Origin of the sequence: Rufibacter aurantiacus (genome assembly GCF_017916345.1) — a bacterium.
Classification (GTDB): domain Bacteria; phylum Bacteroidota; class Bacteroidia; order Cytophagales; family Hymenobacteraceae; genus Nibribacter; species Nibribacter roseolus.
This window is the reverse complement of record NZ_JAFMSV010000004.1, coordinates 193,524-218,196: the sequence shown is the minus strand read 5'-3', so window position 1 is coordinate 218,196 and position 24,673 is coordinate 193,524. Positions and strand designations below refer to the sequence as shown.

Below are 24,673 nucleotides of genomic sequence, written 5' to 3'. Positions count from 1 at the left end.
TACCCCCTTCAAAGGGGGACGAAGAAGAGAATAGCACATCAGCACATTAACTAATTAGCACATTAGAAAACGCATTATAACTATGATACAGTTAACAGACATCGAAAAAGTCTACCGCACCAAAACCATTGAAACGGTAGCCCTTAATCGCGTGAACCTGCAGGTGGAGCGCGGCGAATTTGTCTCCATTATGGGGCCATCCGGCTGCGGGAAATCCACGCTGCTCAACATCATGGGCCTGCTGGACGAGCCTACCGCCGGGTACGTGGCCATTGACGGTCAGCCGGTGAAAACGCATTCAGACAGCAAATTGGCCAAGCTGCGCAACGAGAAGATCGGGTTCGTGTTCCAGAGCTACCATTTGATCCATGACCTGAGTGTGGTAGACAACGTGGAGCTGCCGCTGCTGTACCGCAATGTATCAGCGGGGGAACGCCGGAAAAGAGCCTTGAGCGCGCTGGAAAAAGTAGGCCTGAGCGCCCGCACCAAGCACTTCCCTAGTCAACTATCGGGTGGGCAGCGGCAACGGGTGGCCATTGCCCGGGCTTTGGCCGGAAATCCGGAGATAATCCTGGCGGATGAGCCTACCGGTAACCTGGACAGCGTGATGGGGGAAGAGATCATGGACATCTTGCTGCGCCTGAACCAGGAAGAAGGTACCACTATTGTGATGGTGACCCACGACGAGAACATGGCCCTCAAAACCAACCGCCTCATCCGGTTCTTTGACGGGCAGCAAGTAGCAGATTCCATGGTAGTAGAAGCACAGATCTAACCCGTACGGCCATGCTTAAGAATTATCTGAAAATTGCCTGGGCGGTGCTGCAACGCCGCAAATTCTTCACCTTCATCAGCCTCTTCGGGATCAGTTTCACGTTGATGGTACTCATGGTGGTGACCTCACTCTACGACCATGCCTTCGGGCCGCAGATGCCGGAGCGGGAATCTGACAAGCTGCTTTTTGTGAACAACATGCGGGAGCAGTTCAAAGAAGGCTATACCAACAGCAGTCCGCCCAGCTATTATTTCCTGAACCGCTTCGTGCGGCCGCTGAAAACTCCGGAGAACGTCTCCATCAACTCCATCTTTATGCCGGTGAACAGCTACGTGAACAACAAGAAGCTGACCCTGGACCAGAAACACACCGATGCCGCATTCTGGGACATTCTGGAGTTCAATTTCGTGGAAGGACGGCCGTTCAGTGCCCAGGAAGTGGACAACGCTACCCGTGTGGCAGTCATCAACCAGAACACCCGCAAAAACTACTTCGGAGACAAAGAGGCCATAGGCCAAACCATTGAGGTAGACCAGGTGAAATACAAGGTAGTGGGTGTGGTGGAAGATGTGCCGGTGCTGCGCCTGCATTCCTACGCCGATGTCTGGGTGCCGATCACCCTCAAGAGCCAGGATTTCAAACGCACAGGCCTCAAAGGAACTTACTTTGCCACCATCAAAGCCAAACAGGCGAGTGACGTGCCCAAGATCAAGGATGAGTTCGCTTCCATGATGCTGCAGGTGAACAAGAACAGCAAGCCGGAGGGCGTGCAGGAAGTGTTTTCGTTCGCCGATGATATCTTCGGGACCTTTGCCCGCAGTCTCATGGGAGGTGGGAAAACAGACAAATCTGGTCTTCTGTATGGTATTCTTGCTTTTGCGGCTTTCCTGTTCATGCTGCTGCCCACCATCAACCTTGTGAACATCAACATCAGCCGCATCATGGAACGGTCTTCTGAGATTGGTGTGCGCAAAGCGTTTGGGGCCTCCTCGGCTACCATCATTGGGCAGTTCATTGTGGAGAATATTTTCCTGACGCTGCTGGGCGGCATGTTAGGCTTCCTGATCTCGGCCGGAGTGCTGGAGATGATCAATGACAGCGGTATCCTGGCTTATGTGAATCTGGGGCTGAACCTTCGGGTTTTTGCCTGGGGATTGCTGCTTTGCCTGATTTTCGGGTTGGTTTCCGGGGTGTACCCCGCTTTTAAAATGTCACGCTTAAACGCCGTTGAGGCACTGAAAGGAGGTTCTAAATGATACGCCATCTGTTTAAACTGATCTGGAACCAGAAGAAAAGCAACTTTCTGCTGATCACCGAAATCTTCTTTTCCTTCCTGGTGCTCTTTGCGGTACTCAGCTTCGTGATCTACAATTACCACAACTACACCCAGCCGCTGGGCTTTAAGTACGACAGAGTGTGGCAGCTGTGGCTCAACCCTAACACAGACTCCGCGGCGCACAACATAGCCGTGCAGCAGCAGTTGATCCAGCGGGTACGCAGCTTCCCTGAGGTGGAGCACGCCTCGCTCTCCAACTCCAACACCCCTTTTGCTTTCAGTCAGATGAACAATGTCTTGTCTTATAAAAGCAAAAAAGATGTAGAAACGGACATATTTGACGTGCAGGACGATTATAAAAATGTACTTGGCATGGAGGTGAGCCGGGGCCGTTGGTTCGGGCCGCAGGATAACGGCAGCTTGCATGACCCCATCGTGATCAATAAGAAACTGCAGGAAGAGCTGTTTGGCGAGGAAGACCCTATTGGTAAACTTATTCCCATCAATGATTCTACCCAGTACGCGGTCATTGGCGTGGTAGACCATTATCGCTCCTACAGCGAGTTTGACCCCGAGGAAGGGGCGTATTTCCACCGCATTAACCTGGAGAAAGACAAGAACTCCATCTGGAACGGACTGGTCATTAAGGTGAGACCCGGTGCGGGTGTGGCTTTTGAGGAAAAGATGGTGCGTGAGCTTTCCCGCATCGCCAAAGACTGGACCATAGAGGTTACTACCCAGGAGAAAATGCGCCAGAGCAAAGCCAAAGTGACCACGGTGCCCATGATTGCGATGAGCCTGGTGTGCGGCTTCCTGATCATCAACGTGGCCCTGGGCTTGTTTGGGGTGCTGTGGTACAACATCAACCGCCGTTATTCTGAGATCGGGTTGCGCCGGGCCATCGGGGCCTCTTCCAAACAGATCAGGAACCAGTTTGTGGGCGAAGTGCTGGTGATTGCCACCTTCGGGCTGTTGCTGGGCTTGCTGCTGGCGGCGCAGTTCCCGCTGCTGAACGTGTTCCAGTTGTCTGCCGTCATTTACTGGCAAAGCATTGGCGCGGCCGCCTTCATCATCTTCCTGCTGGCTATTGGATGCGCCATTTACCCCAGCCGGCAAGCCTCCAAGATTTTCCCGGCCGTGGCGCTGCATGAAGAATAAAGAGAGTTAAGTTGGATAGTGCGGCTGCGTTTAGGGCCTGTTTCAGAGAAAGCAGGTTCTAAACGCGGCCGCATTCCAGAAGACTTAAACTGACATGCCTCCCAGACAAATCTATAAAGGAAAAACAGCTACCAAAAGCGGCTTCTTTTTCAAAAACAGCCTAAAAACGTTACCTTCACTTACCCGTTTCCAGAACCCATGATCCTGATAGTTGATGACGATGTAGCCGTACGGGCCTCCCTGAGTTTGTTGCTGAAACAAGCCGGTTTTGCCACGACCCAAGCCAATGGTCCCGAGGAGGCGCTGCACGCGGTGGCCCGCCAGGTGCCCCAGTTGGTGCTCATGGACATGAACTTCTCCATGGAAACCACCGGCGAAGACGGCCTGCAGTTACTGGGGCAGATAAAGCAACGGTGCCCGGCAGTTCCGGTGATCCTCATTACCGGCTGGGGCTCTATTAACCTGGCCGTGGAAGGCCTCAAAGGTGGCGCCGCCGATTTCATCACCAAACCCTGGAACAACGACGCCCTGCTGCAATCTGTGAAGACAGCCCTTGAACTGGCCAAACCTTCCGCAGAAACTTCCTTTGAAAAACTGACCCGCAAACAACTGGATGATCAGTACGACTTCTCCATGATTGTGGGCGAGGACCCGGGCCTTTTGCAGGTGCTGCGTAACATCGGGCAGATCAGCGCCACCGATGCCTCGGTTTTGATCGAAGGCGATAGCGGTACGGGCAAGGAACTGATTGCAGAGGCTATCCACAAGAACAGCCACCGCAGGAAAGCTCCGTTTGTGAAAGTGAATTTGGGCGGCATCTCGGCCAGTCTGTTTGAGAGCGAGATGTTCGGGCACCGCCGCGGCGCCTTCACCGATGCTAAGACTGACCGCGTGGGCCGTTTTGAGATGGCCAACAAAGGCACCATTTTCCTGGACGAGATTGGCGAGCTGGACATGGGCAGCCAGGTGAAACTCCTGCGCGTGCTCCAGGACCGCACCTATGAAGTCCTCGGCGACAGCCGCTCCAGAAACCTGGACATCCGAGTGATCTGCGCCACCAACCGCAACCTGCAGGAAATGGTGGCCGAAGGCAAATTCCGCGAGGACCTGTATTACCGCATCAACCTGATTACCGTGAAGCTGCCGGCCCTGCGCGAACGGGCGCAGGATATTCCGCGGTTGGTGCAGCATTTTGTGAACAACCTCAAGGTCACTTACCACAAACAGGCGCTTCAGGTGAGCAACAAAGCCCTGAAGTGGTTGCGCGAACAGCCGCTGCCGGGCAATATCCGGGAACTGAAGAATCTGGTGGAGCGCACGGTGCTGGTGTCTGGCAAGAGCCTGCTGGACGTGGAGGATTTCCAGAACCAACTGCAGGGCGGTTCCCGCAAACTGGACGAGAAACTGCTGCCCTCCGTTGGCGCCATGACCCTGGATGAGCTGGAAGCCAATATGATCAAGAAATCCATGGCCTATTACAGTAATAACGTGAGCAAAGTGGCCAAAGCTCTGGGCGTGAGCCGCGGGTCTTTGTACCGCCGGCTGGAGAAGTTCAATATTCCGTATGACGCTGCGGAGTAAATTCATCTTAACCACCATTCTGCTGTACTCCGCTATGGGAGTACTGGCCTGGCAGCTGCTTACCTACAACAAGTGGCTTTTTGTGGCTTCTGAGGTGTTGATTCTGGTCAGCCTCATCTTTACAGGCAGTTTGTACGCCTCCTTTGTGCGGCCGCTCAACCTCATCGCCGCTGGCGTGGAGTCTATCCGGGACCGAGATTTTTCCATCAAATTCATGGAAACGGGCCAGAAAGAGGTAGACCAGCTCATTCACGTGTACAACCAGATGATGGACGAGCTGCGGGAACAACGGGTCACCCAAACCGAGAAGCATTTCCTGCTGGAGCGCCTGATTGAAGCCTCGCCCTCTGGCATCATTCTCCTGGATACCTATGACCGGGTGGCGGGTGTGAACCCGGCGGCGGCGCTGCTGTTACAGGCCTCGGGGAAAGAGGTGGTGGGCAAGCCGTTGGATGCGCTGCCCAGCCACTGGGGAGCCTCTTTGGGTAAACTGCCCAAGGATGAGCAGCGCGTGATCAGGCCCAACGGTATTGAGACCTACCGCTGCCGCAAGATCAGGTTCCTGGACCGGGGCTACCACCGCTACTTTATTTTGGTGGAGGAACTCACGCAGGAACTGCTGGAGAAGGAGCGCAATGCCTATGAGAAACTCATCCGGATGATGTCGCATGAGATCAACAACTCCATTGGGGCGGTCAACTCCATTCTGCACTCTTTCTCGTATTTCTCTCCGCAACTGAACGAAGACACCCGCCCCGATTTTGACGAAGCACTGCAGGTCTGCATCACGCGCAACCAGAACCTGGCCGGCTTTATGGCCAATTTCGCGAATGTAGTCCGGATTCCGCCGCCTGTGAAACAACCCACCGATCTGCACCAGCTGCTGCACAGCATCCATAGATTGATGTTGCCTTCCTTTGAGCGCAAGCAGGTGCAGTGGGAATGGGATTTGGCTCCACAGGTACCCGACATCTGCATGGATGTGCAGCAGATGGAGCAGGTTCTGATCAATGTGGTGAAGAACGCCCTTGAAGCCACCGAGCCCGGAGGTTGGGTGAAAGTGCAGACCAGCGCCTCGCCGCCCCAGCTTGATATCAAGGACAATGGCAAACCCATCACCCCTGAGATACAGGAAAAGCTGTTCTCCCCTTTCTTCAGCACCAAAACCAATGGCCAGGGCATTGGGCTCACCATGATCAGGGAGATCCTGCTGCACCACCACTTCCCTTTCTCCCTGCAATCCGGCGCAGATGGCCTCACGACCTTCCACATCGCCTTCACCGAAGCCACCGCGGTAGCCGCGCTTCACTAGAGATTGGTATGTTGAACTGGAAAGTACTGGTTTCGCCTTTTGGGTCTGTTTCTCTGAAAACGGGCTTAGAACAGTATAGCTTAAGTTAGAATGCGTACGACGTTACAGGGTAACGTCGCTACAGGCAGATATGTAGCGACGTTACCCTGTAACGTCGTCATCCGGCAGGATGAAAGGGCGCTGCCTTCCTTGAACAAGGCTGATATGGTTAAAAACATACTATGGCGCGGAAGTTACTTCCGTGACTTGCCGAATCAGTAAGTCACGGAAGTAACTTCCGCGCCATAGAGGGATAACTAATAGCTGATAACTAACAACTAACAACTGATAACTATCAACTACAACGGCTACATAAACTTATCGGCGTAGCCGCTTTGCTCGAAGAAGGCGCGGGCGTCTTTGATCTCTAGAATGTCTTTGATGGCTTGTTTCTTGTCGGTGGCTTTGTTGAAGTAGGCCTCGCAGATCTTGTAGCCCATGTAGTAGCCTAAATCCGCAGGACGGTCTGGGCGTTCCTGGCTGCCGTTGCCGATCCAGTTGTAGGAGCGGTTGAGGTACATCTCCCGTTTAAACTCCTCCCAGATCTGTTTCTCCCGGGGATTGGCGAAGTCATGAACCCGTTTGTTCGTGTTCACCCCCGAGATAAGCTCCCCAATGAAATCGGCCATGCCTTCTGCCAGGGCGTTGGACAGTAAGGTGGTGTCAGAGCTCCTATCGGTCTGGATGAAGTGGATGAGCTCATGCGCGATAAGGGGTGGCACGTTTTTCACGTAGTCATAGTTGTTGCGCTCCCAAAGGTTCAACTCGTGCATGGGGATATCTGCTGAGCGGGAGTACTGGTCTATGCCAATCAGGAGGCCGTTTTCTGAGGCAGTGCCCGCTGAGTTGTATCGGCCGATGACAAAGTACACGTTGGGGAAAGTGGCCGCCGGATACAGGTCCTTCATCTTCTGGAAGCTTTTGTAGATATCGGGCTTCATGTTGTCTATTTCCAGCGTGTTTTTGCGGATAGCGGTGAAAAACGCGGGTTTGTTGTTGAGGTTGTTCAGGAACTGCTCCATGGAAAGGATCTTGTTTGCATAGTAATCCTGGAGGCCCACTGAGGCTTTCCCGAAGTACTCTTTCTCAAAGATCTCCTGCTGGCGGGCCGGGTCCTTGAGGGCCAGGTCATACGCTTTCCAGAAGTTGTGGACATCGGTGGTCACCAGCTGAGATTTGAGGGGATCACCCAGTTGGGCGTTTTGCTTCTCCAGCCGGGTGACCAGTTGCAGGTAGGTTTTTTCCTGCCGGAGCAGGTCCAGGTCCGTGTCTTTCTTCAGGTGCGCCACATTCTTGTATCCGGCGTCAACGGCTTGCTGCAGGGCTTTCAGGGCGGGCGCTTTCTGGCCCATCAGGGCATAGCAGCAGGCGATGTTGTAATACGTAGAGCGCACATGCGAGCCCTTAGGCGTGGCGGCCAGGGCTTTCTGGTACAGGTTGATGGCTTCCTGGTAGTTTTTCTTGCCATACTCCTCCATGCCTTTCTTGTTGAAGTCTTCGTGCGGCGGTGGCGTGAAGTAGGAGAACACCAATTGCGCCGTGTCTTTGCCGTTGGTGATCCTAAACTTCTCGTATGGATTGTTCTGGTATTGCACTGCCAGGCTGTCTTTGCCGGTGAGCACCCACATCTTATTTGCCCTTGATTTGGGGCTGAGGCGCACCAGCTTTACTTTGCCAGCCTCGCTTACTTTAAAGGTGTAATTGATCTTGGTCTCTTTCATGACCAAGGTGATATTGTCTTGCGGCGCATATAATAAAGGCGCGTCGTTTTGGGCAAACAGGACGGAGGGCGTGAGCAGAGCCACCGACAGGCAGCATTTCTGGAAAAGGCTTTTGAGAGACATCTTGCGTAAGGGCTTAGGTGGAACAAGTAAGGTATGGCGATAGATGCAAGTTGCCAGGTGGGGGTTGCCTGTGAATTCTATTCTATGTTATACAATTCGGCTTGAAAGTGCAAGCCTTTATTAGAAAAGCTGCCCTTGGATGAACTGCTGCACCTTCTGCGGCCTTTGCAGGTGAAAACCGGTGCGTTTCTCCAGTTGGTCAATCAAGTGTACCAAGGCCTGGGGCGCATCCAGCACTTCTTTCTGGTGCATAAAGAAGTAAACGGTCTGTAAGCCCTGTTCCAGCCACTGGTGCAGCCGGTCTGCCCAGGCATCCAGGCGGGTGTAATCTGAGGGTACCAGACCATGGCCGTTGAACCTGATCATGGCAGTGGGAGTAGTCAGGCGCATGTGCAGCACATCGCGGCGGCCGGCCACATCGGTGATGATGGTGGTGATCTGTCGTTCTTCCAGCGTCTGGAAAGCCTGCTCCGTAATTCTGGACTCCTTGAACCAGTTCTCATGCCGGAACTCTACTGCCAGCGGCACCTCAGGCGGGAAGTTCACCAGGAACTGTTCCAACAGCGGCCACTCATCGGGCCCGAAGAAAGGCGGCAACTGCAGAAAGGCCATACCCAGCGTAAAACCCAGCCCCAGAATAGCATCACAGAACTGTTTGGTGGGTTCACCCACGTTTTGCAGCAGTTGGTCATGGCTGATGATCTGCGGCAGTTTGGGGCAGAAAACAAAGCCCGGGGGCACCGCCTGTTTCCAGCGGTGAATGGCGCTGGCATCCGGGATGCGGTAGTGGGTGGTGTTCATCTCCAGGGTGTTGAACTGCCGGGCGTACCAGTACAGCAGTTGGGCGTCCTGGGCGCCGGTGGGGTAATAGGTGCCAATCCAGGGTTTGTTGGACCAGGTGGGGCAGCCCAGGTAAATATTGGGGCGCGTAGGCCGGGCATTTCTGGCCAGCACCTGCTGCGTGGCGGGGTGGTCTTTGGGCAGGCTGAAGTCTACGTTTCTGATGTCTGGCAAGCGGCCGAAATCCATGCGGCTAAATATTAAGTTTTGTCTATGTAACTGCTAATTTGGTCAGTATTTCTCCCGTTTTTTTAGGCCTACGCTAAATTTTTAAGAAAAAATCTGCTTTTATTTTTGTCTTTCTATTTTTCTAAGGATTTAGTAAAACAGATGTTAGGTCATTTTAATCCTATTTGGGTTTAGAAAATCGCCTCTATGGCTTTTATACGCATAAAATCAGTTTTCCGGGATATTAAAATCTGGCATACCATGATTTATGAATTTTGTCATATCGCTAAAATAATAATTTGTATTATAAAATAAAATCATGTTACTTTAATTAGTTTGCGAAGGCTGCGAAGTACGCAGTTGACCCTCGGTGACTTGTTAGGAAGAATTTTACTCCTAATTTTGTGGCTCGAAATTGATGTTCCACCAACAAAACCTAAAATGGGGATACAGAAAATTTACTATGCGCTTACCGTTATTTTTATCTTTTTCTTCAGCTTTGCGCCAACTGCCTCAGGGCAAGAGATAGGCGATAAGCAAAACGGCCTGGCCTCCTGGTATGGAGCAAAATACCATGGTCGCCGCACCACCAGCGGCGAGGTTTATAACCGCCACAAGCTCACGGCCGCTCACAATGAACTTCCTTTAGGCAGCAAAGTAAGGGTAACCAACGAGGCCACCGGCGAGAGCGTGGTGGTAAAGATCAATGACCGTGGTCCGTTCAGAGGTGCCCGTATCATTGACCTCTCTGAGGCCGCAGCCCGCAAGATCAACTACCGCAATGACGGCCTGGCCCAGGTAACCGTAGAGGTGCTGGAGCTTCCTGAATACTTCCTTGCCAGCAGAGCCAAACTGAAAGAGGCCGAGCCCAAGGTTGAGGAAGCGGCAACTCCGGCTGTGTTAGCCAAGGCGCCAGCTACTCCAGTAAACACGCAGGCAGTTCCAACTGCAGAGCAGACCGCAGTGGCTAAGGGTCCGGTAGCCGTTCCTGCTCAGACTTCCGCCGTTTCCTCTACAGCGCCCATGGGTCCTACCCTGGCCAAAGAGCAGGTGTTCGTGATCCAGGCAGGTGCCTTTAGCAGCCTGAGTAACGCAGAAGTCCAAGCCGATAAAATGCGGAGGATGTACCAGAAGATGCCTATCTCTTTGGTAGAGGAAACCGTGAACGGCAGAAAGGTGCATCGTATTCTGGCGGGACGCTTTATCTCCAAGGCAACCGCCGAGCAGGCCCGTAAAGATTTGGTCAAGCAGGGGTTCCAGGGATTGGTTAAATCAGTAGCGGAGCCCGCTGCGTTGGCCACCAGTGGCAATAGTACCCCCGGCCTATAAGATTCCATTGTTTTGCTTACGCTTACCGCCAGGCCTGTTGTAACGGGTCTGGCTTTTAGGTTTCTGACTTGTTTTGAGAAAATCGGGTTGAAAACAGATCTTGCTGAATTTTATTTGCCGTGATTTGTTCTTCTTCCAGGCAGCAACACCGGCACGGGTGTTTCCCGTATGGGGCTGTATACCATTTAGAGGTCAAAGGCGTTATATTCAAAAGTTCAGAAAGTAGAAGTCTACTATGGGTGAGAAGAAAGTTTGGGCAAAGGTGCTGCTATTGAGTCTTTTGGTGGTCTGGGGACTACACCGGGACACGCAGGCCCAGATCATAGCCAAGGAAAAGAAAAAACTCCTTTTCTGGAAGAAAGCCAAAGAAGTGGAGGTGCTGAACCCCGTGGATACCGCCATCCTGAACGATTCCCTGGCTAAGCCTTCCCTGGTAACCGCTACCCCAGACAGCGTTAAGGAAAAAGACGCCAAAGTTGGTAAAAGCAAGAAGAAAGACGATAAGAAGAAAATTTACTTCGGGTATAGGGTGAAGAAGGGTTTTGCGCGACAGGGTAAGGGCAAGAACCAGATTGTGGAGACCTTCTACTACCTGCGCGAGTACAAAGAACCCAACCCCTACGTGCGCGACAAACACTACTTTGACGTGAAAAAGCGGAAAATCTTCCGGTCGCCCACCCTAGACCCTTCCAAAACCCAGATGCTCATCCTCCACGGGCCCTACACCAAAATGCGGGGTGATGTGCTCATTGAACAGGGTTATTTCTACGTGGGTACCAAGCATCTGCGCTGGGAGACCTTCAAAACCGACAGCACGTTGTCACAGCGGCAGCACTTTGAGAAAGGCTTTCTGCGCGATGCCGTGATCTCATACTATGATGCTGCCAAAACCAAGATCAAAGAGGTAATTCCTTACCAGTATGGCCAGGTACAAGGTGAATACTATAAGTTCTATGAAAACGGACAGCTGGAGTGGCTTGGCACCTATGACAAAGGCCGCAAAGTAGGCACCTGGATCAATTTCTACGATTTCAGGGGTCGTCGCCAGTTTGAGTTCCAGTACGCCGAGAGCGCTTTTGACAAACCCATTGAACCCGTTCTGGTGAAACAGTATGATCGGCACGGTGCCCTAGTCTTCGAGAAAAAAGACTGACAACGCTTAAAAGACAGTATAGGAACCCGTTTCGGGGACTGTTTTCACAGAAACAGCCCCGAAACGGGTTTTCGGCTTTTGGTGGCCCATAGCAGCTCTGTTTGTGTTCGTGTTTTAAGGTTGATTTCCAAAGATCAGCCTTAAAACACCAAAGCTTATGATATAAGAGTTGAGGCGACCTGTTGTGAAGTTAACTTTCAGAATCGTTTCAGCACTGCTTAATGGAAGGCGTCTTCTATGTGCAGGATTTCGGGTTGGCCTTTTCGCCATAGAATAGAGACTACATCGAACCGGACATCGTGGGGCCACTGATGCTGCTCTATATAATAGTCAGCGGCTAATTGGAGCATGGCCTCTTTCCTGGAAGAGACAGCCTCCTCGGGGAAGCCGTACTGGTGGGTGCTCCTGGTCTTTACCTCTACCAGCACCAGCGTCTTTTCTTTCACCAGAATCAAGTCTACCTCGGCGCGTTTGTAGCGGTAATTTCTCTCCACAACCTGGTAGCCCAACGCCGTGAGGTGCGCCTCGGCGGCCTGCTCGCCAAGCTTTCCTAAATTAGTATTATGCGCCATTTTTGGTAGGTGCTGGTATATTGAGTAATTTGCACAGTTTTCCGTCTGCAAAGCCTTCTATACGTGAAGAGTAGGCTTCTGTATAGGACAGGACGGAGGCCGCGCTGCAACGCAGAGTAACATTATATAGAGAAAGGTAGGCCCGCAGGACCATGAAGCAGAACAGAGACATTGTTTTTGAGAGGATGGGGCTGGTAGATTACCAGCAGGCCTGGGATTATCAGGAGCAGCTCCTGAAAGCCACCGTGGACATCAAGACGCAGAACAGGTCTCTGGCTGAGGATGAGAAACTGACCACTCCTAATTACCTGCTGCTGTGCCAGCATCCGCATGTGTATACCTTGGGCAAAAGCGGCCACGAGGAGCATTTGCTTTTGGATGAGCAGGGGCTGGCTGAGAAGCATGCCACTTTCTATAAGATAAACCGCGGGGGTGATATTACGTACCATGGTCCCGGGCAGCTGGTGGCTTACCCCATCCTGGACCTGGAGAACTTCTTCACCGATATTCACCAATACCTGCGCCTGTTGGAAGAGGCAGTGATCCAAACCTTAGGCGAGTATGAGTTAAAGGCAGGCAGAATTGCGGGCCTAACTGGAGTGTGGCTTGATTTTGAGGAGCAGCGCAATCCCCGGAAAATCTGTGCCATGGGCGTGAAGTGCAGCCGTTGGGTGACCATGCATGGGCTGGCGCTGAATGTGAATACAGATCTGGGCTACTTCGGGAACATTGTGCCGTGCGGCATCTCAGATAAGGCGGTGACGTCTCTGGAGAAGGAAATCGGGCAGGCGGTGCCCCTGGAAGAGGTGGAAGAGAAATTGCTCAGGCATTTTGAAAAATTATTTGAGGCCAAGATGTTGGCGCATCAGTCAGTATGAAGAAAGACATTGATTTTCATCAGGTAGAGGGCGTGTCCGTGGCCATTGCGCGGGAGGTGAATGAGTTGGGCCAGGAAGAGTGGAATGTCTACTTCATCAACAACAATGACTTTTTCCTGGAGAATGTGCTCATCTCCTCCAAAGGATACGGCGAGCAGGACGGGCAGGAAGTGAAGACTTCGGTACTTAGGCACATGTTTGACCAAATGGGCCCTAAAACGGCTTTGCAGGTGGAGCCCTTAGACCCGGCCTTGTTCCCTCTCACCAATGAGTTCTGGGTAAGCTATTACATTGGCCGCAACATCCATGACAAGCGGTTCTTGTTTGTACCCGGCAGTATTACGGAAGATCACCTTATCTATATCCCCATCCTTGAGAAAGAAGGGGTGCTCCATTCCTGATAAATATCTATTGAACTTTTACCGGGCGCTGTTTTTGCCCGGCTCCCCCAAGTATGTTTTTACCTTAGATATGGCATGAAATTTTTTACATACCTTCTTTCCTTTAGCTGGTCTTTCTTCATCACCTTGTTTGCTATCCCGTCTATTGTGTATGTGGCGCACCTGAAGAACATTCTGGACCAACCCAACAAGCGCACGGTGCACGTGTCCCTTACGCCCCGGTTGGGCGGCTTGGGGGTTTTCGCCGGTTTTATGTCTGCCCTTACCATCTTCGGGGATCTGTCTAACGGGGTGCAGCAGGTGCTGGCCGGTTGCATTATCCTTTTCTTCGGCGGGCTCAAGGATGATCTGGTGTCTATCTCGGCCTTCAAAAAGTTTTTCATGCAGGTGCTGGCCACCGGGGTAGTCATGTTTATCGCCAACATCCGGATCACCAGTTTCCAGGGTATTTTCAACATCCATGAGCTGCCCGAGGGGCTGAGCTACGGGTTTACCTTCTTCACCATTGTGGGGATCACCAATGCCATCAACCTGATTGATGGTCTGGACGGTCTGGCTGGAACCATTGTGACCATTGTGGTCTCCACTTTTGGGTTCTTTTTCTGGTTTGCCCACATAGAAGCCTATTCCAACTATGCCGGTGTGGCAGTTTGCCTTATTGGTGGGTTGCTGGGCTTTCTGCGGTATAACTTCTACAAGGCCAGGATCTTCATGGGCGACACGGGTTCGCTGCTCTGTGGGTTTGTGGTGTCCATTATGGCCATTCAGTTCATAGAGATGCGGGCGGTGCCTTCTGCTCCTACGGTGGCTTTGGGCGTGCTTTTTGTGCCCTTGTTTGATACGGTGAGGGTTTCCCTTATACGTATTCTGAAGGGCGTTTCTCCATTTGCGCCGGACAAGAACCACATCCACCACCGTGTTCTGGCCATGGGTTTTAGCCAGGTGTCTACCGTGCTGATTCTGGCGCTCCTGAACATTCTGGTGATTTTGTTTGTGTTTAGCTTCTCCCATTGGGGTAACCTGATCCTGTTGCTTTGCCTTCTGGGCTTCTCGGTGGTGCTGAGCTTTGTGCTGGGGCAGTATACTACAAAAAGAGCGTCAAGCGTCTGACTCATGCGTTTCTGGGGATTGGTTCTGGGGTTTTGCTTGTGGTGTGGGGTTGCCTGGGGACAATCTGAGACCTTAAAGCCCTTGTTGTCCTCAGACTGGCTTATCTTTAAAGCCAAGCAGAATAAGCTGGTGCCGTACCTGCCTGAGTTCCATGAGGAGCGGCAGGCGCTATACCAATGGGTCACCCTTGATAAGTTCACCAACCCTAAGATTGAGTTTGCTGCCCGGGAGGAACTTTGTCTCTTTCTGGATAACCGGCTGGTCTTTGTGGCAGATTCTACGGCCCGCTATACCATAGACCTCTCGCCGTTTATGAAACCCGGGAAGAAGTACCTGCTGTCTGTTTGGCACCCTGACCAGCAGCCAAACTATCCTTCCTTCAAGGTGCCGCAGCAACCTATCACCTCTATCAACTCCAAGGCGGTTGCGGCGTTTAGACCCATTCCCAAACAGCCAGATTCGCACCGCAGTGCCCTGATCTTTTTCATGGTGGTGGTGGGGCTTATCTATGGAGCCTTGCGGATGACCTTCTACTCAGATTTCGCCAGTATTTTCAGGTGGAGCAGTTTTACCAAACTCTCTACCCTGGAAGAGGGGTTGCTGGCCAAGCCTATCGGGAACTGGTCCAGTATCCTGTTTGTGCTGGCTTTCGCGCTGTCTTTCGCCCTGCTCATTGTCGCTATCCATACCAATCTGGAAGATCTGGCTTTGCTGAACCAACTTTTCACCGCCACCCAGGCAGACCTTATCTCCAAAATTCTGCTGTATTCCCTTATGATTTTCCTGTTTGTGCTGTTCAAGTACCTGTTTTTGCGGCTGATGGGCTTTATCTTTGGAGTAGGTGAGATGGTGCTGTCGCAGTACCGGGAGTTCCTGCGGACCTTATTAGGAATGGGGTTGTTTCTGCCATTTGTTTTGCTCCTCTATTTGGGGCTTTGGTCCTCCAAGCCTCAGGTAGTTTATTGGATTGCGAACGTGAGCATTACGGCGCTTCTGGTATTTACCGTGGTAAGGACTTTTCATACGGTTAGTAAAAAATATTCCCTTAAAAATCTACATTTATTTTCCTACCTTTGCGCCACTGAGGTGATTCCACTGATGATTTTGCTAAAACTTATCGTTTTTGTGTAAGCTTCTGGCAGACTGGGATTATTGTAGATTTTAGATTAAAAGTTGTTAAACTACCTTCTAAACATGGCTGACGGTAAAGAAGAGCTGGGTGCTGATAGACATTCAAAGAAAATTTCTAGTATTCTGGTCACACAGCCAAAGCCGGCAAATGATAATTCTCCGTATTTGAGCATTGCTGAGAAATACGGGATCAAGGTTGATTTTAGGGCCTTTATTGAAATTGAGCCTGTTTCCTACAAGGACTTCAGGAAAGATAAAGTCTCTATACTGGATCATACTGCGGTTATTTTCACCAGCCGGAATGCGGTGGACCATTTCTTCAGAATCTGTGCTGAAGGAAAGATAGAGGTGCCGGCAGAAATGAAGTATTTCTGCATCTCTGACCAGACTGCGTACTATCTGCAGAAATACATCGTTCTCCGTAAGCGTAAGTTGTTTATTGGAGGTAAGACTGCTTCTGACCTGTTCGACGTCCTGAAAAAGCATAAGAACGAGAAATTCCTATATCCTTGCTCTAATATCAGGAAGGAAGACATTCCGGAGTTTATGCGTGCCAACGGTTTCAACTTTACCGAGGCAACCATGTACAAAACAGTGGCGTCGGATTTATCTGACTTGGCCGAGGTGAAATATGACTGCATTGCTTTCTTCAGCCCCTCAGGCGTGCACTCACTATTCACTAATTTCCCGGACTTTGTACAGGATGGTACCCGGATCGCAGCTTTCGGGCCAACCACTGCCCAGGCGGTGAGAGATGCCGGTCTTGAGCTGGACATTGAGGCTCCTATGCCAAATGCCCCATCCATGACCGGAGCCATTGAGGTTTATATCCAACAGCATTCTAAGAAAAAGTAAAATAACTGTTACTTTTCTTTGGTTTGTGCGTAGCATGGCTAGGGCTCTAAAATTAAGATTAGCTTTGGTAGTTAATAGATAATTTGGTAGCTTTTGCCAACCGACTCTTGGTGCCCGAGGGTATTTCAATGCTTTACATGATGCGCAAACCTGGTTTTCTGATTTTTCTGGTAGGATTCCTGTCTTCTTTCCTGGTGCAGGCTCAACAATTGCCGCAGTTTAGCCATTATGGGTTCAACGGGCAATTTATAAGTCCAGGATACGCAGGGGTAAAGGGCCAGACAGAAATGAATGTGCTGTACAGGTACCAATGGTTGGGTTATAATGGCTCCTTTGATGCCGGTGGTTCTCCCAAAACAGCCTTGTTCACTATCTCAGCACCCCTTACTGCCTTAAAAAGCGGTATAGGATTGGTAGTGATGAAAGACGAAATTGGGGCAGTGGATATTTTCAATGCGCAACTGTCTTATTCCTATCATCTGTCTTTAGGCGGTGGCGTACTGGGAATTGGCGTACAAGGTGGCCTGACCAACATGAGTAAAGGAGGTTACCGGGCCAATGATCTGGGAGATGTGCGGGTGCCTTACAATAGTTCTGACCGTAAATTCGATATGGGCGCTGGTTTGTGGTTTCAGCATGAGAACTGGTATGCAGGGGCGGGTATCACTAACCTGTTAGGTGCAGCTTATCAATTTGAGAACCAGGCAAGGGATGGAAATCTTGGCGAAGTGACGGGTGAAAAACACCTCATGGTAACAGGAGGCTACGAGTTGGAACTTTCAAGCGCTATAGACGTTACACCTACAGTCTTGCTAAAGCGGGATATGAATGCCGGTATCAACTCTCTGGAGGCTGGCGCAAGAGCAACTTTCAATGATAAATTCTGGGGTGGTGCCGGCTACAGATTTGGCGAAGCTATTACCGGAATGTTAGGGGTTTATCTGTTAAAAGACAACGCGCTTAGCTTTGGGTACGCTTTTGATTATACCGCCGTAGGCACTGATGCCAAGAGTGCCACCTCGCACGAGGTGATGTTGGGGTACAGACTTCCAAAGCCTAAGAATAATACAAAGCCCCCTATTAGAACCCCCCGCTACTTCTTTTAAATACTTACTTTTAGGTAATGGGTATATCGCTAACGATAAGGTAATTGTTAACGGAATAAAATATTATTTTCTTTGCCTCGTTAGCTTATTGATCTTCAAGAAAAAACACTAGTTTTGTTTTTTAAATCAGGACATATAGTTGCTATCTTAAAAATTATAACTGCTTAGCGGAAACGCTACTTTTTTCAAGTCCAAGAATATGATTAAGTTTTTACAGTTTTCTGCCATTGCTCTGAGCGTAGTCTTGATGGCAGGTTGTGGTATGGGTAGAGATTCGCAGGGAGATGTGATCGGGGCAGAAGATCGCCCTGAATTCAATCCACAGGAGATTCCTTACGGAATGGTGGCCTGCCCGGGTGGTACTTTTCATATGGGACAGACCGACCAAGACATTGCTGCCAGTATGTCTAACATGAACAAGCAGGTAACCATTGGTGGTTTCTACATGGATGAGACAGAAATCACCAACAATGAGTACCGTCAGTTCGTGGATGCTATCCGCCAAGACTCACTGGATATTCTTGGCGAAGAGTTTGTAATGACCCAGCTTTATCCAGATACTACGGTTTGGGTAAAAGACTTTACTTACCACATGGGTGACCCATTGATGGAGTATTACTTCTCTCACCCAGCGTTTGATGATTTCCCGGTAGTAGGGGTGGACTGGTTTGCAGCCAAGTACTTTAACAACTGGAGAACCAAGCACAAAAACAACTACAACGTAGAGAGCGGCATGGCGCCAATGCCTAGCTTCCGTTTGCCTTCTGAGGCTGAGTGGGAGTACGCTGCCCGCGGTGGCCGTGACCTGGCTACTTATCCTTGGGGTGGACCTTACCTGCGTAACGCCAAAGGCTGTATGCTGGCTAACTTCAAACCAGGTCGTGGTGACTACTACAGCGATGGCTTTACATATACTGCACCAGTAGGACAATATTATCCTAACGATTTTGGTTTATATGATATGTCAGGTAACGTAGCTGAGTGGTGCGAAGATGCTTATTCTGAGGCTACTGTGCCAGTGGTTTGGGACTTGAACCCAACTTACTACGATGACAATGAGCCACGCAAGATTGTACGTGGAGGTTCTTGGAAAGACATCGCTCACTTCCTGGAAACAGGTGTTCGTAACTTTGAATACCAAGATTCAGCCCGTTCCTTCATCGGTTTCCGCAGCGCGATGATCTACATCGGCCGTTCATCAGACTTTGATCTGGGAAGGTAGTCTTCCGGAGCTTTCTATTAAGTGCTATATTTTATAATTTTTGAACCCAAATACGTACAATCTAAATCCTTCAAAAAATGAGTAAAGCTAGAGGCAACTTCTTCTTCGATAAGGTGATGCCAAAAATCTATGGTATTGGTGCAGCAGTAGTAATTGTTGGAGCGTTATTCAAAATCCTCCACTTAGATGGAGCTAATGAAATGCTTATAGTTGGTTTGGGTACCGAAGCCATCATTTTCTTCCTGAGTGCTTTCCAGCCTAACCCACCGCATGAGCCGGAGTGGGAGCGTGTTTACCCTCAGTTGCGCGATGACTATGATGGTCCGCTTCCAACTGTGCAAACTGCTGCTGCTGGTCCGTCTATCACCGGTGATTTAGACAAAATGCTGCGCGACGCTAACGTAACGCCAGCTACTATCAGTTCTTTAGGCCAAGGCCTGAACCGTTTAAGCGAGACTACTTCCCAAATCTCTGATCTTACAGATGCAACTGTGGCTACTAAAGAGTATGCTGCCCGCGTGAGAACGGCTACTGGTTCATTAGATAAAATCAACGAAGCTTACGGTACTACCCTGCAAGTGGTGTCTCAGATGGCTACTGCTACCGCAGATACCCAGGCTTACCATGCTCAGGTTCAACAGGTAACTAAAAACCTGGGTGCCTTGAACGCAGTGTATGAGATGGAACTTCAGGATGCTAATAACCACCTGAAATCTATCAACAAGTTCTACGGCAGCATCACCAACGCTATGGAGAACCTTACCCAGGCTAGCCGTGAAACTGAGCAATTCAAAGATGAGGTTACGAACTTAACCAAGAACCTGCACTCTTTGAACAATGTGTATGGCAACATGCTAAATGCCATGAGAGGATAATCTCTGCCATTCCTCTATAAATTTTAAGATATAATATAAAGTAAACACTTAAGGACAATATGGCTGGAGGAAAAGAGACGCCACGGCAAAAGATGATCGGGATGATGTATCTCGTTTTGACTGCGCTGTTGGCATTGAACGTTAGCTCTGCAATACTTTTAAAGTTCCAATTCATTGATGCCAGCTTAATGGAAGTGAACCGTAAAACGGTGAACGACAACAAAGGAGCCGTAAAAGGTATCCAGGCAGCAGTGGCTGAAGGAGCTAGTACAGCAAAAGACAAACAGGTAGTGGAGCAAGCTCAGGAAGTAAGCGCGAAAAGTGCTGAAATGGTGGCTTATATCCGTAGCCTGCGTGACCAATTAGAAAAAGAGACCGGCGGGAAAGATGCAGAAGGAAACTACATCAACCCAGAAGCCAATGAGGTGGTGAACGAAGTCATGATTGGCGGTTTGAAAAAAGGAAGAGGATATGAACTGGAGCAGCAGCTGAACAACTATGCGGCTTTCCTGCGCAAGTACAATCCTGGAGTTCCTGCCAAACTGGCCATGAATGGTTCGGAAGACCCACGGGTTGCTCAAAACAAAGACCAGCGTAAAAAGAACTTTGCGCAGCTGAACTTTGAAGAGACTCCAATGGTAGCCGCTTTGGCAACTTTGGCTCAGAAAGAATCTGAGGTTCTGAAATACGAAGCAGAAACGCTGTCTAAACTTGCCCAGCAGGTAGGTGCAGACATCATCAAGTTTGAGAACATCTTTGCAATGGCCAGTGCCGAGTCTAAGACGGTAGCCGCTGGTACCAAATACAGAGCAGAAATGTTCCTGGCAGCTTCTTCAGATGCCGTTACCCCTACAATGTCTGTTGACGGAAGATCTATTCCGGTACAGGGCGGAAAGGGTAAGATTGAATTTACCGCTACTGCTGGTAACTATGATGCTGAAGGTAATGCGAAAAAGCAATGGAGAGGCCAGGTGCGTTTCCGTCAGGCCAGCGGCCGTGATACCACGTTCACTGTAACCCAGGACTACGTAGTGGCTAAGCCAGTGATGCAGATTCAGTCTGCCTCTATCAACTCACTGTACTTCAACTGCGGAAACGAGCTAAGCGTACAGGTACCTGCTTTGGGTGCTACGTATGATCCTTCTTTCTCTGCTTCTGGAGCTACGGTGGTGAAAGGTGCCAAAAAAGGATTCCTGACTATCATCCCTACTTCAAGACAAGTGAAACTGAATGTGAGCAGCGGCGGAAACGCCATCGGATCACAGGACTTCACAGTGAAACTGGTACCAAGACCAAGAGTAGTGGCTACTGCTAATGGTCGTCCTATAGATCCAGTAAGAGGAATGTCTGCACCTGGGCCACGTACGTTAACTGTACAAGCCGTTCCGGATGAAAGCTTTAAGAACCAGTTGCCTAAAGACGCTCGTTACAGAGTAACCCAGTACACTGTTTATTTGGTGCGTGGTAGCCGTCCGGTTGGCCAGGTGCAAGGAAGCGGTCCAACTGTAAGCTTAGGAAACTTAGCTGCCCAGGCCCGTCCAGGTGACCGGATTGCCGTTGACGTAAAAGAAATACGTAGAATGAACTATCGTGATCAGCAGGAAGTTGTTCCTTCTGATAACTCAAGTTTCACTTTTCAGCTTAACTAGTAGTTAATTATAGTACCATGAAGAAGTTAATTGTGTTGGGTTTAGCGGGTTTGCTTAGCATGCCGGTTGTTAGTATGGCGCAAAAGCGTACTACTAAGAAGTCAACTACTTCTGCGCAGAAAGCCCAGCAAAATGCAGCCGCTGCGGCTGCGGCTGAGAAGGCGCGTCAGGAAGAGTTAGCTCGCCAGCAAGAGATGCAGAAGCAAGCGGAAATGATGCAGGCCAGAATGGACAGCTCTTTGGCTGCCCCAGCCTCGGCCAGACCAATTCCTCCGTCTGATGTAATGTTCAAGAAAACCGTTTGGAGAGCAGTTGACTTGCGCGAGAAGCAAAACAACCCAATGTTCTCTAACGGAAAGCAAATCACTAAACTGATTACGGAAGCCGTTAAGAGAGGTGAATTGCAGGCTTACCGTTCAGATACCTTGAACACCCCCATCACTGCGCAAGAAATGTTTACCAACATGACTCCAAATGAAACAGGCGGTGGTTTGACCGAAGCTGAAAAAGCTGCGGGTTTTGACACTCCGGCTGCCGCCGAGGATGACGGTTGGGGAACTCCTGCTCCTAAAAAGAAAGCCACTACGCCAGCTAAGGGCAAAGCCGGTGCTACACCAGCCCCAGCAGTTGCCGTAACCACCGGTAATGAGCTTCTTCCTAATGAGCTTTACAAACTTGAGATTAAGGAAGATGTGATATTCGATAAAAAGCGTTCCAGACTTTATCATGATATCCAGGCCATCACTTTGGTGATGCCAGCCAAATACAACAGCCTTGGCTTTGAGAAACCAATTGCTTCTTTCAAGTACAGTGACTTGGCAAGAGTTTTCAGAGCGCACCCAGACGAAGCTCTCTGGTTCAACGCCCAGAACGATGCCCAGCATAAGAATCTGGCCGATGCCTTTGACTTATGGTTGTTCAGCTCTTACATCACCAAGGTATCTAACGTAAACGATGCCCGTCTTGAAGAGCAGTACGGAGCTGGTAAGAAAGGCTTATTAGCTGCCCAGCAAGCCATGGAAGAACTCATTGAGTTTGAATACAGCTTGTGGAGCTACTAATAGCTTTAAGCATAAAATAAAAAAAGGAGGCCCTAAACGGTCTCCTTTTTTTATGCCCATTCTTCAAAGTTGGTGGGCAAATGATTACTAAATATGCTCAGCCAACCCGAAAGGGATTTTTGTATCCAATAATGTTGATAACCTGAAATTAGGGCAAACCCTTGTGGTTGTCCCTGTGCATGCTACCGCTTTCAGGTTGTTGGTGAGAACACGAAACAACGGCAAGTGGGTTAGGTATGGTTGGCGAGGAAGAATTTCAGGGCTGGCAGACAATGATAAAACAGAAACGCTCCAATTGGATGGCTGAAGTGGAATGTGGAAAAGAGCAACCACAAGGGATTGGGCCTACAGTTCTGTAGGAAATGGTAAGCGATTAATTTTTTCTGAAAAGAATTTAAGGCTGTTTTCGTGAAAGTAGCTCTTAAACAGAAATGGCTCTAGAAAGATCTTACCCAACCCAAGAGCCCTGACAATAAAACACCTCTTGTTTAGAAGCCATTATCATAAAAACAGCCCTTAAACGATTTACTTGTTTTGGGTCTGCGCGAAATAATCCAAGAGTAGACGGGCTTTGCTTTTGCCTACTTCGCTTTCCAGTTCTTGCTGGGAGAGCTCGGCAATTTTTTTCACAGATTTAAACTTGGTCAAGAGTTTCTCAGCGGTGGCTGGGCCCAGTCCTTTAATCTTGGTGAGTTCAGTTTGTAAGGTCCCTGCATCGCGGAGCGAGCGATGGAAAGTGATCCCGAAGCGGTGGGCTTCGTTCCGGAGGCGCTGGATGAGCTTAAGCGTCTCAGATTTCTTGTCAATGTACAGGGGCAGGGTATCTCCAGGATAGAAGATTTCCTCCAGGCGCTTGGCAATACTCACAATGGCTACCTGCCCGTAGATGCCAAGATCTTTCAAGGCTTTCACCGCCATGCCAAGCTGCCCTTTACCACCGTCTATAATGATGAGTTGGGGCAGGGATGCTCCTTCATCTATGAGACGGCGGTAGCGGCGGGTCACTACCTCATACATAGACGCGAAATCATCCGGACCTACCACGGTCTTGATGTGGAAGTGACGATAGTCTTTCTTAGAAGGCTTCGCATTCCGGAAGCATACCATGGAGGCCACCGGATTATCACCCTGGAAGTTAGAGTTATCGAAACACTCAATATGCTTGGGTAGCTCGGTGAGGCGTAGGTCGCGCTTCATGGTCTCCATGATACGTACCTCGTTGCTGTCTTTGGCCTTGTCCTGCATGCTTTCCTTTTCCTTCCGCAGGTACAGGGCATTCTTCAAGGAAAGATTCAGCAGTTTCCGTTTGTCACCGATCTGGGGAACAGCGATGGTGATGCCTTCCAGCGGTAAAACAAGATCATCAATGTTAACCAGGATCTCCCTGGACGTGCTCTCAAAATCTGACCGCAGCTGCATGATCATGGACGCCAGGATATCCTGATCAGTTTCCTCTAACTTCTTCTGCAGTTCCAAGGATTGGGTACCAATAATGGAGCCGTTCATCACCCTCAGGTAGTTAATGAAGGCGCATTTCTCATTGGAGGTGATGGTGAAGACATCAATGTTGGTGAGCGTGTGGCTTACCACCGTTGACTTGGCCTGAAAATCATCCAGCACATCAAGCTTCTGTTTGTATTGGTGCGCCAGCTCGTACTGGTAATCGGCGGCGGCGGCAGACATGGCTTCTTTGAAGTAGTTCTTGGCTACCGTCAGGTTTCCAGAGAGGATATTCCTGATCTGTTGAATGTGCTGGTTGTACTCTTCTTCACTGTAAAGTCCTTCGCAGGGGCCTTTGCAGTTGCCTATGTGGTACTCCAGGCATACCTTGAACTTCCCCGCTTCAATATTAGCCGGGCTGAGGTTATAGCTGCAGGTACGCAGTGGATAAAGCGACCGGATCATCTCCAGCAGCACGTACATGCTGGTCACGCTGGGATAAGGCCCGAAATAGCGAGAACCGTCGTTGAGTTTGTTACGGGTACTTAAAACGCGCGGAAAACGCTCATTGGTGATGCACAGATACGGATAGGTTTTCCCGTCCTTGAGCAGGATGTTGTATTTGGGCTGATGCTGCTTGATGAGGTTGTTCTCCAGCAAGAAAGCATCAGCCTCGCTGTCTACAATGGTGAACTCAATCCGCTTGATCTGCGAAATAAGTTTGAGGGTTTTCTTGTTGTGCTGCGTAGACCGGTTAAAATAAGAACTTACCCGCTTGCGGATATCTATGGCCTTGCCTACATAGATAATGCCCTTGTCATCATAGTACTTATAGATGCCCGGGCGATGGGGCAAGTGCTTTAGTTGTTCTTTTAATGATTCCTCCACAGCCATTCTG

General features: G+C 50.1%; 21 protein-coding genes. 17 read left to right on the top strand and 4 right to left on the bottom strand.

The genetic code is table 11. From position 1 onward, the window contains the following. Positions 1-82: 82 nt before the first annotated feature. From J3P34_RS15745 to J3P34_RS15725, 5 genes are all read left to right on the top strand, one after another. Entirely contained in the window at positions 83-775 is a 693-nt protein-coding gene (locus J3P34_RS15745) for an ABC transporter ATP-binding protein (protein ID WP_210489615.1), read from the top strand. A gap of 11 nt (positions 776-786) precedes the next feature. Further along, positions 787-2,031: an ABC transporter permease gene (locus tag J3P34_RS15740; protein ID WP_210489614.1), complete on the top strand. Its 1,245-nt coding sequence runs from the start codon at positions 787-789 to the stop codon at positions 2,029-2,031. Beyond that, positions 2,028-3,209, top strand: a complete 1,182-nt coding sequence (locus J3P34_RS15735; RefSeq protein ID WP_210489613.1) for an ABC transporter permease — start codon at positions 2,028-2,030, stop codon at positions 3,207-3,209. The genes J3P34_RS15740 and J3P34_RS15735 overlap by 4 nt, the downstream gene beginning before the upstream one ends. Before the next feature lie 198 nt (positions 3,210-3,407). Continuing rightward, positions 3,408-4,790: a sigma-54-dependent transcriptional regulator gene (locus J3P34_RS15730; RefSeq protein WP_210489612.1), complete on the top strand. Its 1,383-nt coding sequence runs from the start codon at positions 3,408-3,410 to the stop codon at positions 4,788-4,790. After that, positions 4,774-6,102, top strand: a complete 1,329-nt coding sequence (locus J3P34_RS15725; RefSeq protein WP_210489611.1) for a sensor histidine kinase — start codon at positions 4,774-4,776, stop codon at positions 6,100-6,102. The genes J3P34_RS15730 and J3P34_RS15725 overlap by 17 nt, the downstream gene beginning before the upstream one ends. Positions 6,103-6,449: 347 nt before the next feature. On the opposite strand, the gene J3P34_RS15720 is transcribed toward J3P34_RS15725, so the two are convergent. Together J3P34_RS15720 and J3P34_RS15715 are read right to left on the bottom strand one after the other, a co-directional pair. Then, positions 6,450-7,985, bottom strand: coding sequence for a gliding motility protein GldB-related protein (locus J3P34_RS15720; protein ID WP_210489610.1), 1,536 nt, complete (start codon positions 7,983-7,985; stop codon positions 6,450-6,452). A 120-nt stretch (positions 7,986-8,105) separates the two neighbouring features. Beyond that, positions 8,106-9,014: a DUF72 domain-containing protein gene (locus tag J3P34_RS15715; protein ID WP_210489608.1), complete on the bottom strand. Its 909-nt coding sequence runs from the start codon at positions 9,012-9,014 to the stop codon at positions 8,106-8,108. A 420-nt stretch (positions 9,015-9,434) separates the two neighbouring features. Between J3P34_RS15715 and J3P34_RS15710 the strand changes: the two genes are divergently transcribed. Further along, positions 9,435-10,322, top strand: coding sequence for a septal ring lytic transglycosylase RlpA family protein (locus J3P34_RS15710; protein WP_210489607.1), 888 nt, complete (start codon positions 9,435-9,437; stop codon positions 10,320-10,322). A gap of 235 nt (positions 10,323-10,557) precedes the next feature. Beyond that, a complete protein-coding gene (locus J3P34_RS15705; protein WP_210489606.1) occupies positions 10,558-11,475 on the top strand; it encodes a toxin-antitoxin system YwqK family antitoxin in 918 nt (305 codons plus the stop codon). A gap of 218 nt (positions 11,476-11,693) precedes the next feature. Here J3P34_RS15705 and J3P34_RS15700 read toward each other — a convergent pair whose 3' ends face one another. Next, positions 11,694-12,047 carry a YraN family protein gene (locus J3P34_RS15700; protein ID WP_210489605.1) on the bottom strand — a complete coding sequence of 118 codons (354 nt, stop codon included), beginning with the start codon at positions 12,045-12,047 and terminating at the stop codon, positions 11,694-11,696. A gap of 152 nt (positions 12,048-12,199) precedes the next feature. Between J3P34_RS15700 and lipB the strand changes: the two genes are divergently transcribed. The 10 genes from lipB (at position 12,200) to porN (ending at position 22,335) form a co-directional block, all read left to right on the top strand. Continuing rightward, entirely contained in the window at positions 12,200-12,925 is a 726-nt protein-coding gene (gene lipB, locus J3P34_RS15695) for a lipoyl(octanoyl) transferase LipB (protein WP_210489604.1), read from the top strand. Beyond that, positions 12,922-13,326 carry a hypothetical protein gene (locus J3P34_RS15690; protein ID WP_210489603.1) on the top strand — a complete coding sequence of 135 codons (405 nt, stop codon included), beginning with the start codon at positions 12,922-12,924 and terminating at the stop codon, positions 13,324-13,326. The genes lipB and J3P34_RS15690 overlap by 4 nt, the downstream gene beginning before the upstream one ends. Before the next feature lie 75 nt (positions 13,327-13,401). Beyond that, on the top strand, positions 13,402-14,436 hold the full coding sequence (locus J3P34_RS15685; RefSeq protein WP_210462164.1) for an MraY family glycosyltransferase: 1,035 nt from the start codon (positions 13,402-13,404) through the stop codon (positions 14,434-14,436). 81 nt (positions 14,437-14,517) lie between these two features. After that, a complete protein-coding gene (locus tag J3P34_RS15680; protein WP_210489602.1) occupies positions 14,518-15,567 on the top strand; it encodes a DUF4271 domain-containing protein in 1,050 nt (349 codons plus the stop codon). Between the two features lie 63 nt (positions 15,568-15,630). Beyond that, a complete protein-coding gene (locus J3P34_RS15675; RefSeq protein ID WP_210462160.1) occupies positions 15,631-16,422 on the top strand; it encodes a uroporphyrinogen-III synthase in 792 nt (263 codons plus the stop codon). Positions 16,423-16,559: 137 nt separating this feature from the next. Beyond that, complete coding sequence (locus J3P34_RS15670; protein ID WP_246853751.1) at positions 16,560-17,528, top strand: PorP/SprF family type IX secretion system membrane protein; 969 nt, start codon at positions 16,560-16,562, stop codon at positions 17,526-17,528. Positions 17,529-17,727: 199 nt separating this feature from the next. Next, positions 17,728-18,750: a T9SS ring complex lipoprotein PorK/GldK gene (gene porK, locus J3P34_RS15665; RefSeq protein WP_123128441.1), complete on the top strand. Its 1,023-nt coding sequence runs from the start codon at positions 17,728-17,730 to the stop codon at positions 18,748-18,750. A gap of 77 nt (positions 18,751-18,827) precedes the next feature. After that, positions 18,828-19,625, top strand: coding sequence for a type IX secretion system motor protein PorL/GldL (gene porL / locus J3P34_RS15660; RefSeq protein ID WP_210489601.1), 798 nt, complete (start codon positions 18,828-18,830; stop codon positions 19,623-19,625). Between the two features lie 59 nt (positions 19,626-19,684). After that, the gene (porM, locus tag J3P34_RS15655) at positions 19,685-21,274 is read left to right on the top strand and encodes a type IX secretion system motor protein PorM/GldM (RefSeq protein WP_210462156.1); all 1,590 of its coding nucleotides are present in this window, start codon (positions 19,685-19,687) and stop codon (positions 21,272-21,274) included. Positions 21,275-21,291: 17 nt separating this feature from the next. Further along, positions 21,292-22,335: a type IX secretion system ring subunit PorN/GldN gene (gene porN / locus J3P34_RS15650; RefSeq protein ID WP_246853750.1), complete on the top strand. Its 1,044-nt coding sequence runs from the start codon at positions 21,292-21,294 to the stop codon at positions 22,333-22,335. Between the two features lie 525 nt (positions 22,336-22,860). Here porN and uvrC read toward each other — a convergent pair. After that, a complete protein-coding gene (gene uvrC, locus J3P34_RS15645; protein WP_210489600.1) occupies positions 22,861-24,669 on the bottom strand; it encodes an excinuclease ABC subunit UvrC in 1,809 nt (602 codons plus the stop codon). Positions 24,670-24,673 lie beyond the last annotated feature (4 nt).

What these genes read in the sequence shown, in the direction of transcription:
- J3P34_RS15745 (WP_210489615.1), top strand. Translation starts at nt 83, where the DNA reads ATGATACAGTTAACAGACATCGAAAAAGTCTACCGCACCAAAACCATT.
- J3P34_RS15740 (WP_210489614.1), top strand. Translation starts at nt 787, where the DNA reads ATGCTTAAGAATTATCTGAAAATTGCCTGGGCGGTGCTGCAACGCCGC.
- J3P34_RS15735 (WP_210489613.1), top strand. Translation starts at nt 2,028, where the DNA reads ATGATACGCCATCTGTTTAAACTGATCTGGAACCAGAAGAAAAGCAAC.
- J3P34_RS15730 (WP_210489612.1), top strand. Translation starts at nt 3,408, where the DNA reads ATGATCCTGATAGTTGATGACGATGTAGCCGTACGGGCCTCCCTGAGT.
- J3P34_RS15725 (WP_210489611.1), top strand. Translation starts at nt 4,774, where the DNA reads ATGACGCTGCGGAGTAAATTCATCTTAACCACCATTCTGCTGTACTCC.
- J3P34_RS15720 (WP_210489610.1), bottom strand. Translation starts at nt 7,985, where the DNA reads ATGTCTCTCAAAAGCCTTTTCCAGAAATGCTGCCTGTCGGTGGCTCTG.
- J3P34_RS15715 (WP_210489608.1), bottom strand. Translation starts at nt 9,014, where the DNA reads ATGGATTTCGGCCGCTTGCCAGACATCAGAAACGTAGACTTCAGCCTG.
- J3P34_RS15710 (WP_210489607.1), top strand. Translation starts at nt 9,435, where the DNA reads ATGGGGATACAGAAAATTTACTATGCGCTTACCGTTATTTTTATCTTT.
- J3P34_RS15705 (WP_210489606.1), top strand. Translation starts at nt 10,558, where the DNA reads ATGGGTGAGAAGAAAGTTTGGGCAAAGGTGCTGCTATTGAGTCTTTTG.
- J3P34_RS15700 (WP_210489605.1), bottom strand. Translation starts at nt 12,047, where the DNA reads ATGGCGCATAATACTAATTTAGGAAAGCTTGGCGAGCAGGCCGCCGAG.
- lipB (WP_210489604.1), top strand. Translation starts at nt 12,200, where the DNA reads ATGAAGCAGAACAGAGACATTGTTTTTGAGAGGATGGGGCTGGTAGAT.
- J3P34_RS15690 (WP_210489603.1), top strand. Translation starts at nt 12,922, where the DNA reads ATGAAGAAAGACATTGATTTTCATCAGGTAGAGGGCGTGTCCGTGGCC.
- J3P34_RS15685 (WP_210462164.1), top strand. Translation starts at nt 13,402, where the DNA reads ATGAAATTTTTTACATACCTTCTTTCCTTTAGCTGGTCTTTCTTCATC.
- J3P34_RS15675 (WP_210462160.1), top strand. Translation starts at nt 15,631, where the DNA reads ATGGCTGACGGTAAAGAAGAGCTGGGTGCTGATAGACATTCAAAGAAA.
- J3P34_RS15670 (WP_246853751.1), top strand. Translation starts at nt 16,560, where the DNA reads ATGATGCGCAAACCTGGTTTTCTGATTTTTCTGGTAGGATTCCTGTCT.
- porK (WP_123128441.1), top strand. Translation starts at nt 17,728, where the DNA reads ATGATTAAGTTTTTACAGTTTTCTGCCATTGCTCTGAGCGTAGTCTTG.
- porL (WP_210489601.1), top strand. Translation starts at nt 18,828, where the DNA reads ATGAGTAAAGCTAGAGGCAACTTCTTCTTCGATAAGGTGATGCCAAAA.
- porM (WP_210462156.1), top strand. Translation starts at nt 19,685, where the DNA reads ATGGCTGGAGGAAAAGAGACGCCACGGCAAAAGATGATCGGGATGATG.
- porN (WP_246853750.1), top strand. Translation starts at nt 21,292, where the DNA reads ATGAAGAAGTTAATTGTGTTGGGTTTAGCGGGTTTGCTTAGCATGCCG.
- uvrC (WP_210489600.1), bottom strand. Translation starts at nt 24,669, where the DNA reads ATGGCTGTGGAGGAATCATTAAAAGAACAACTAAAGCACTTGCCCCAT.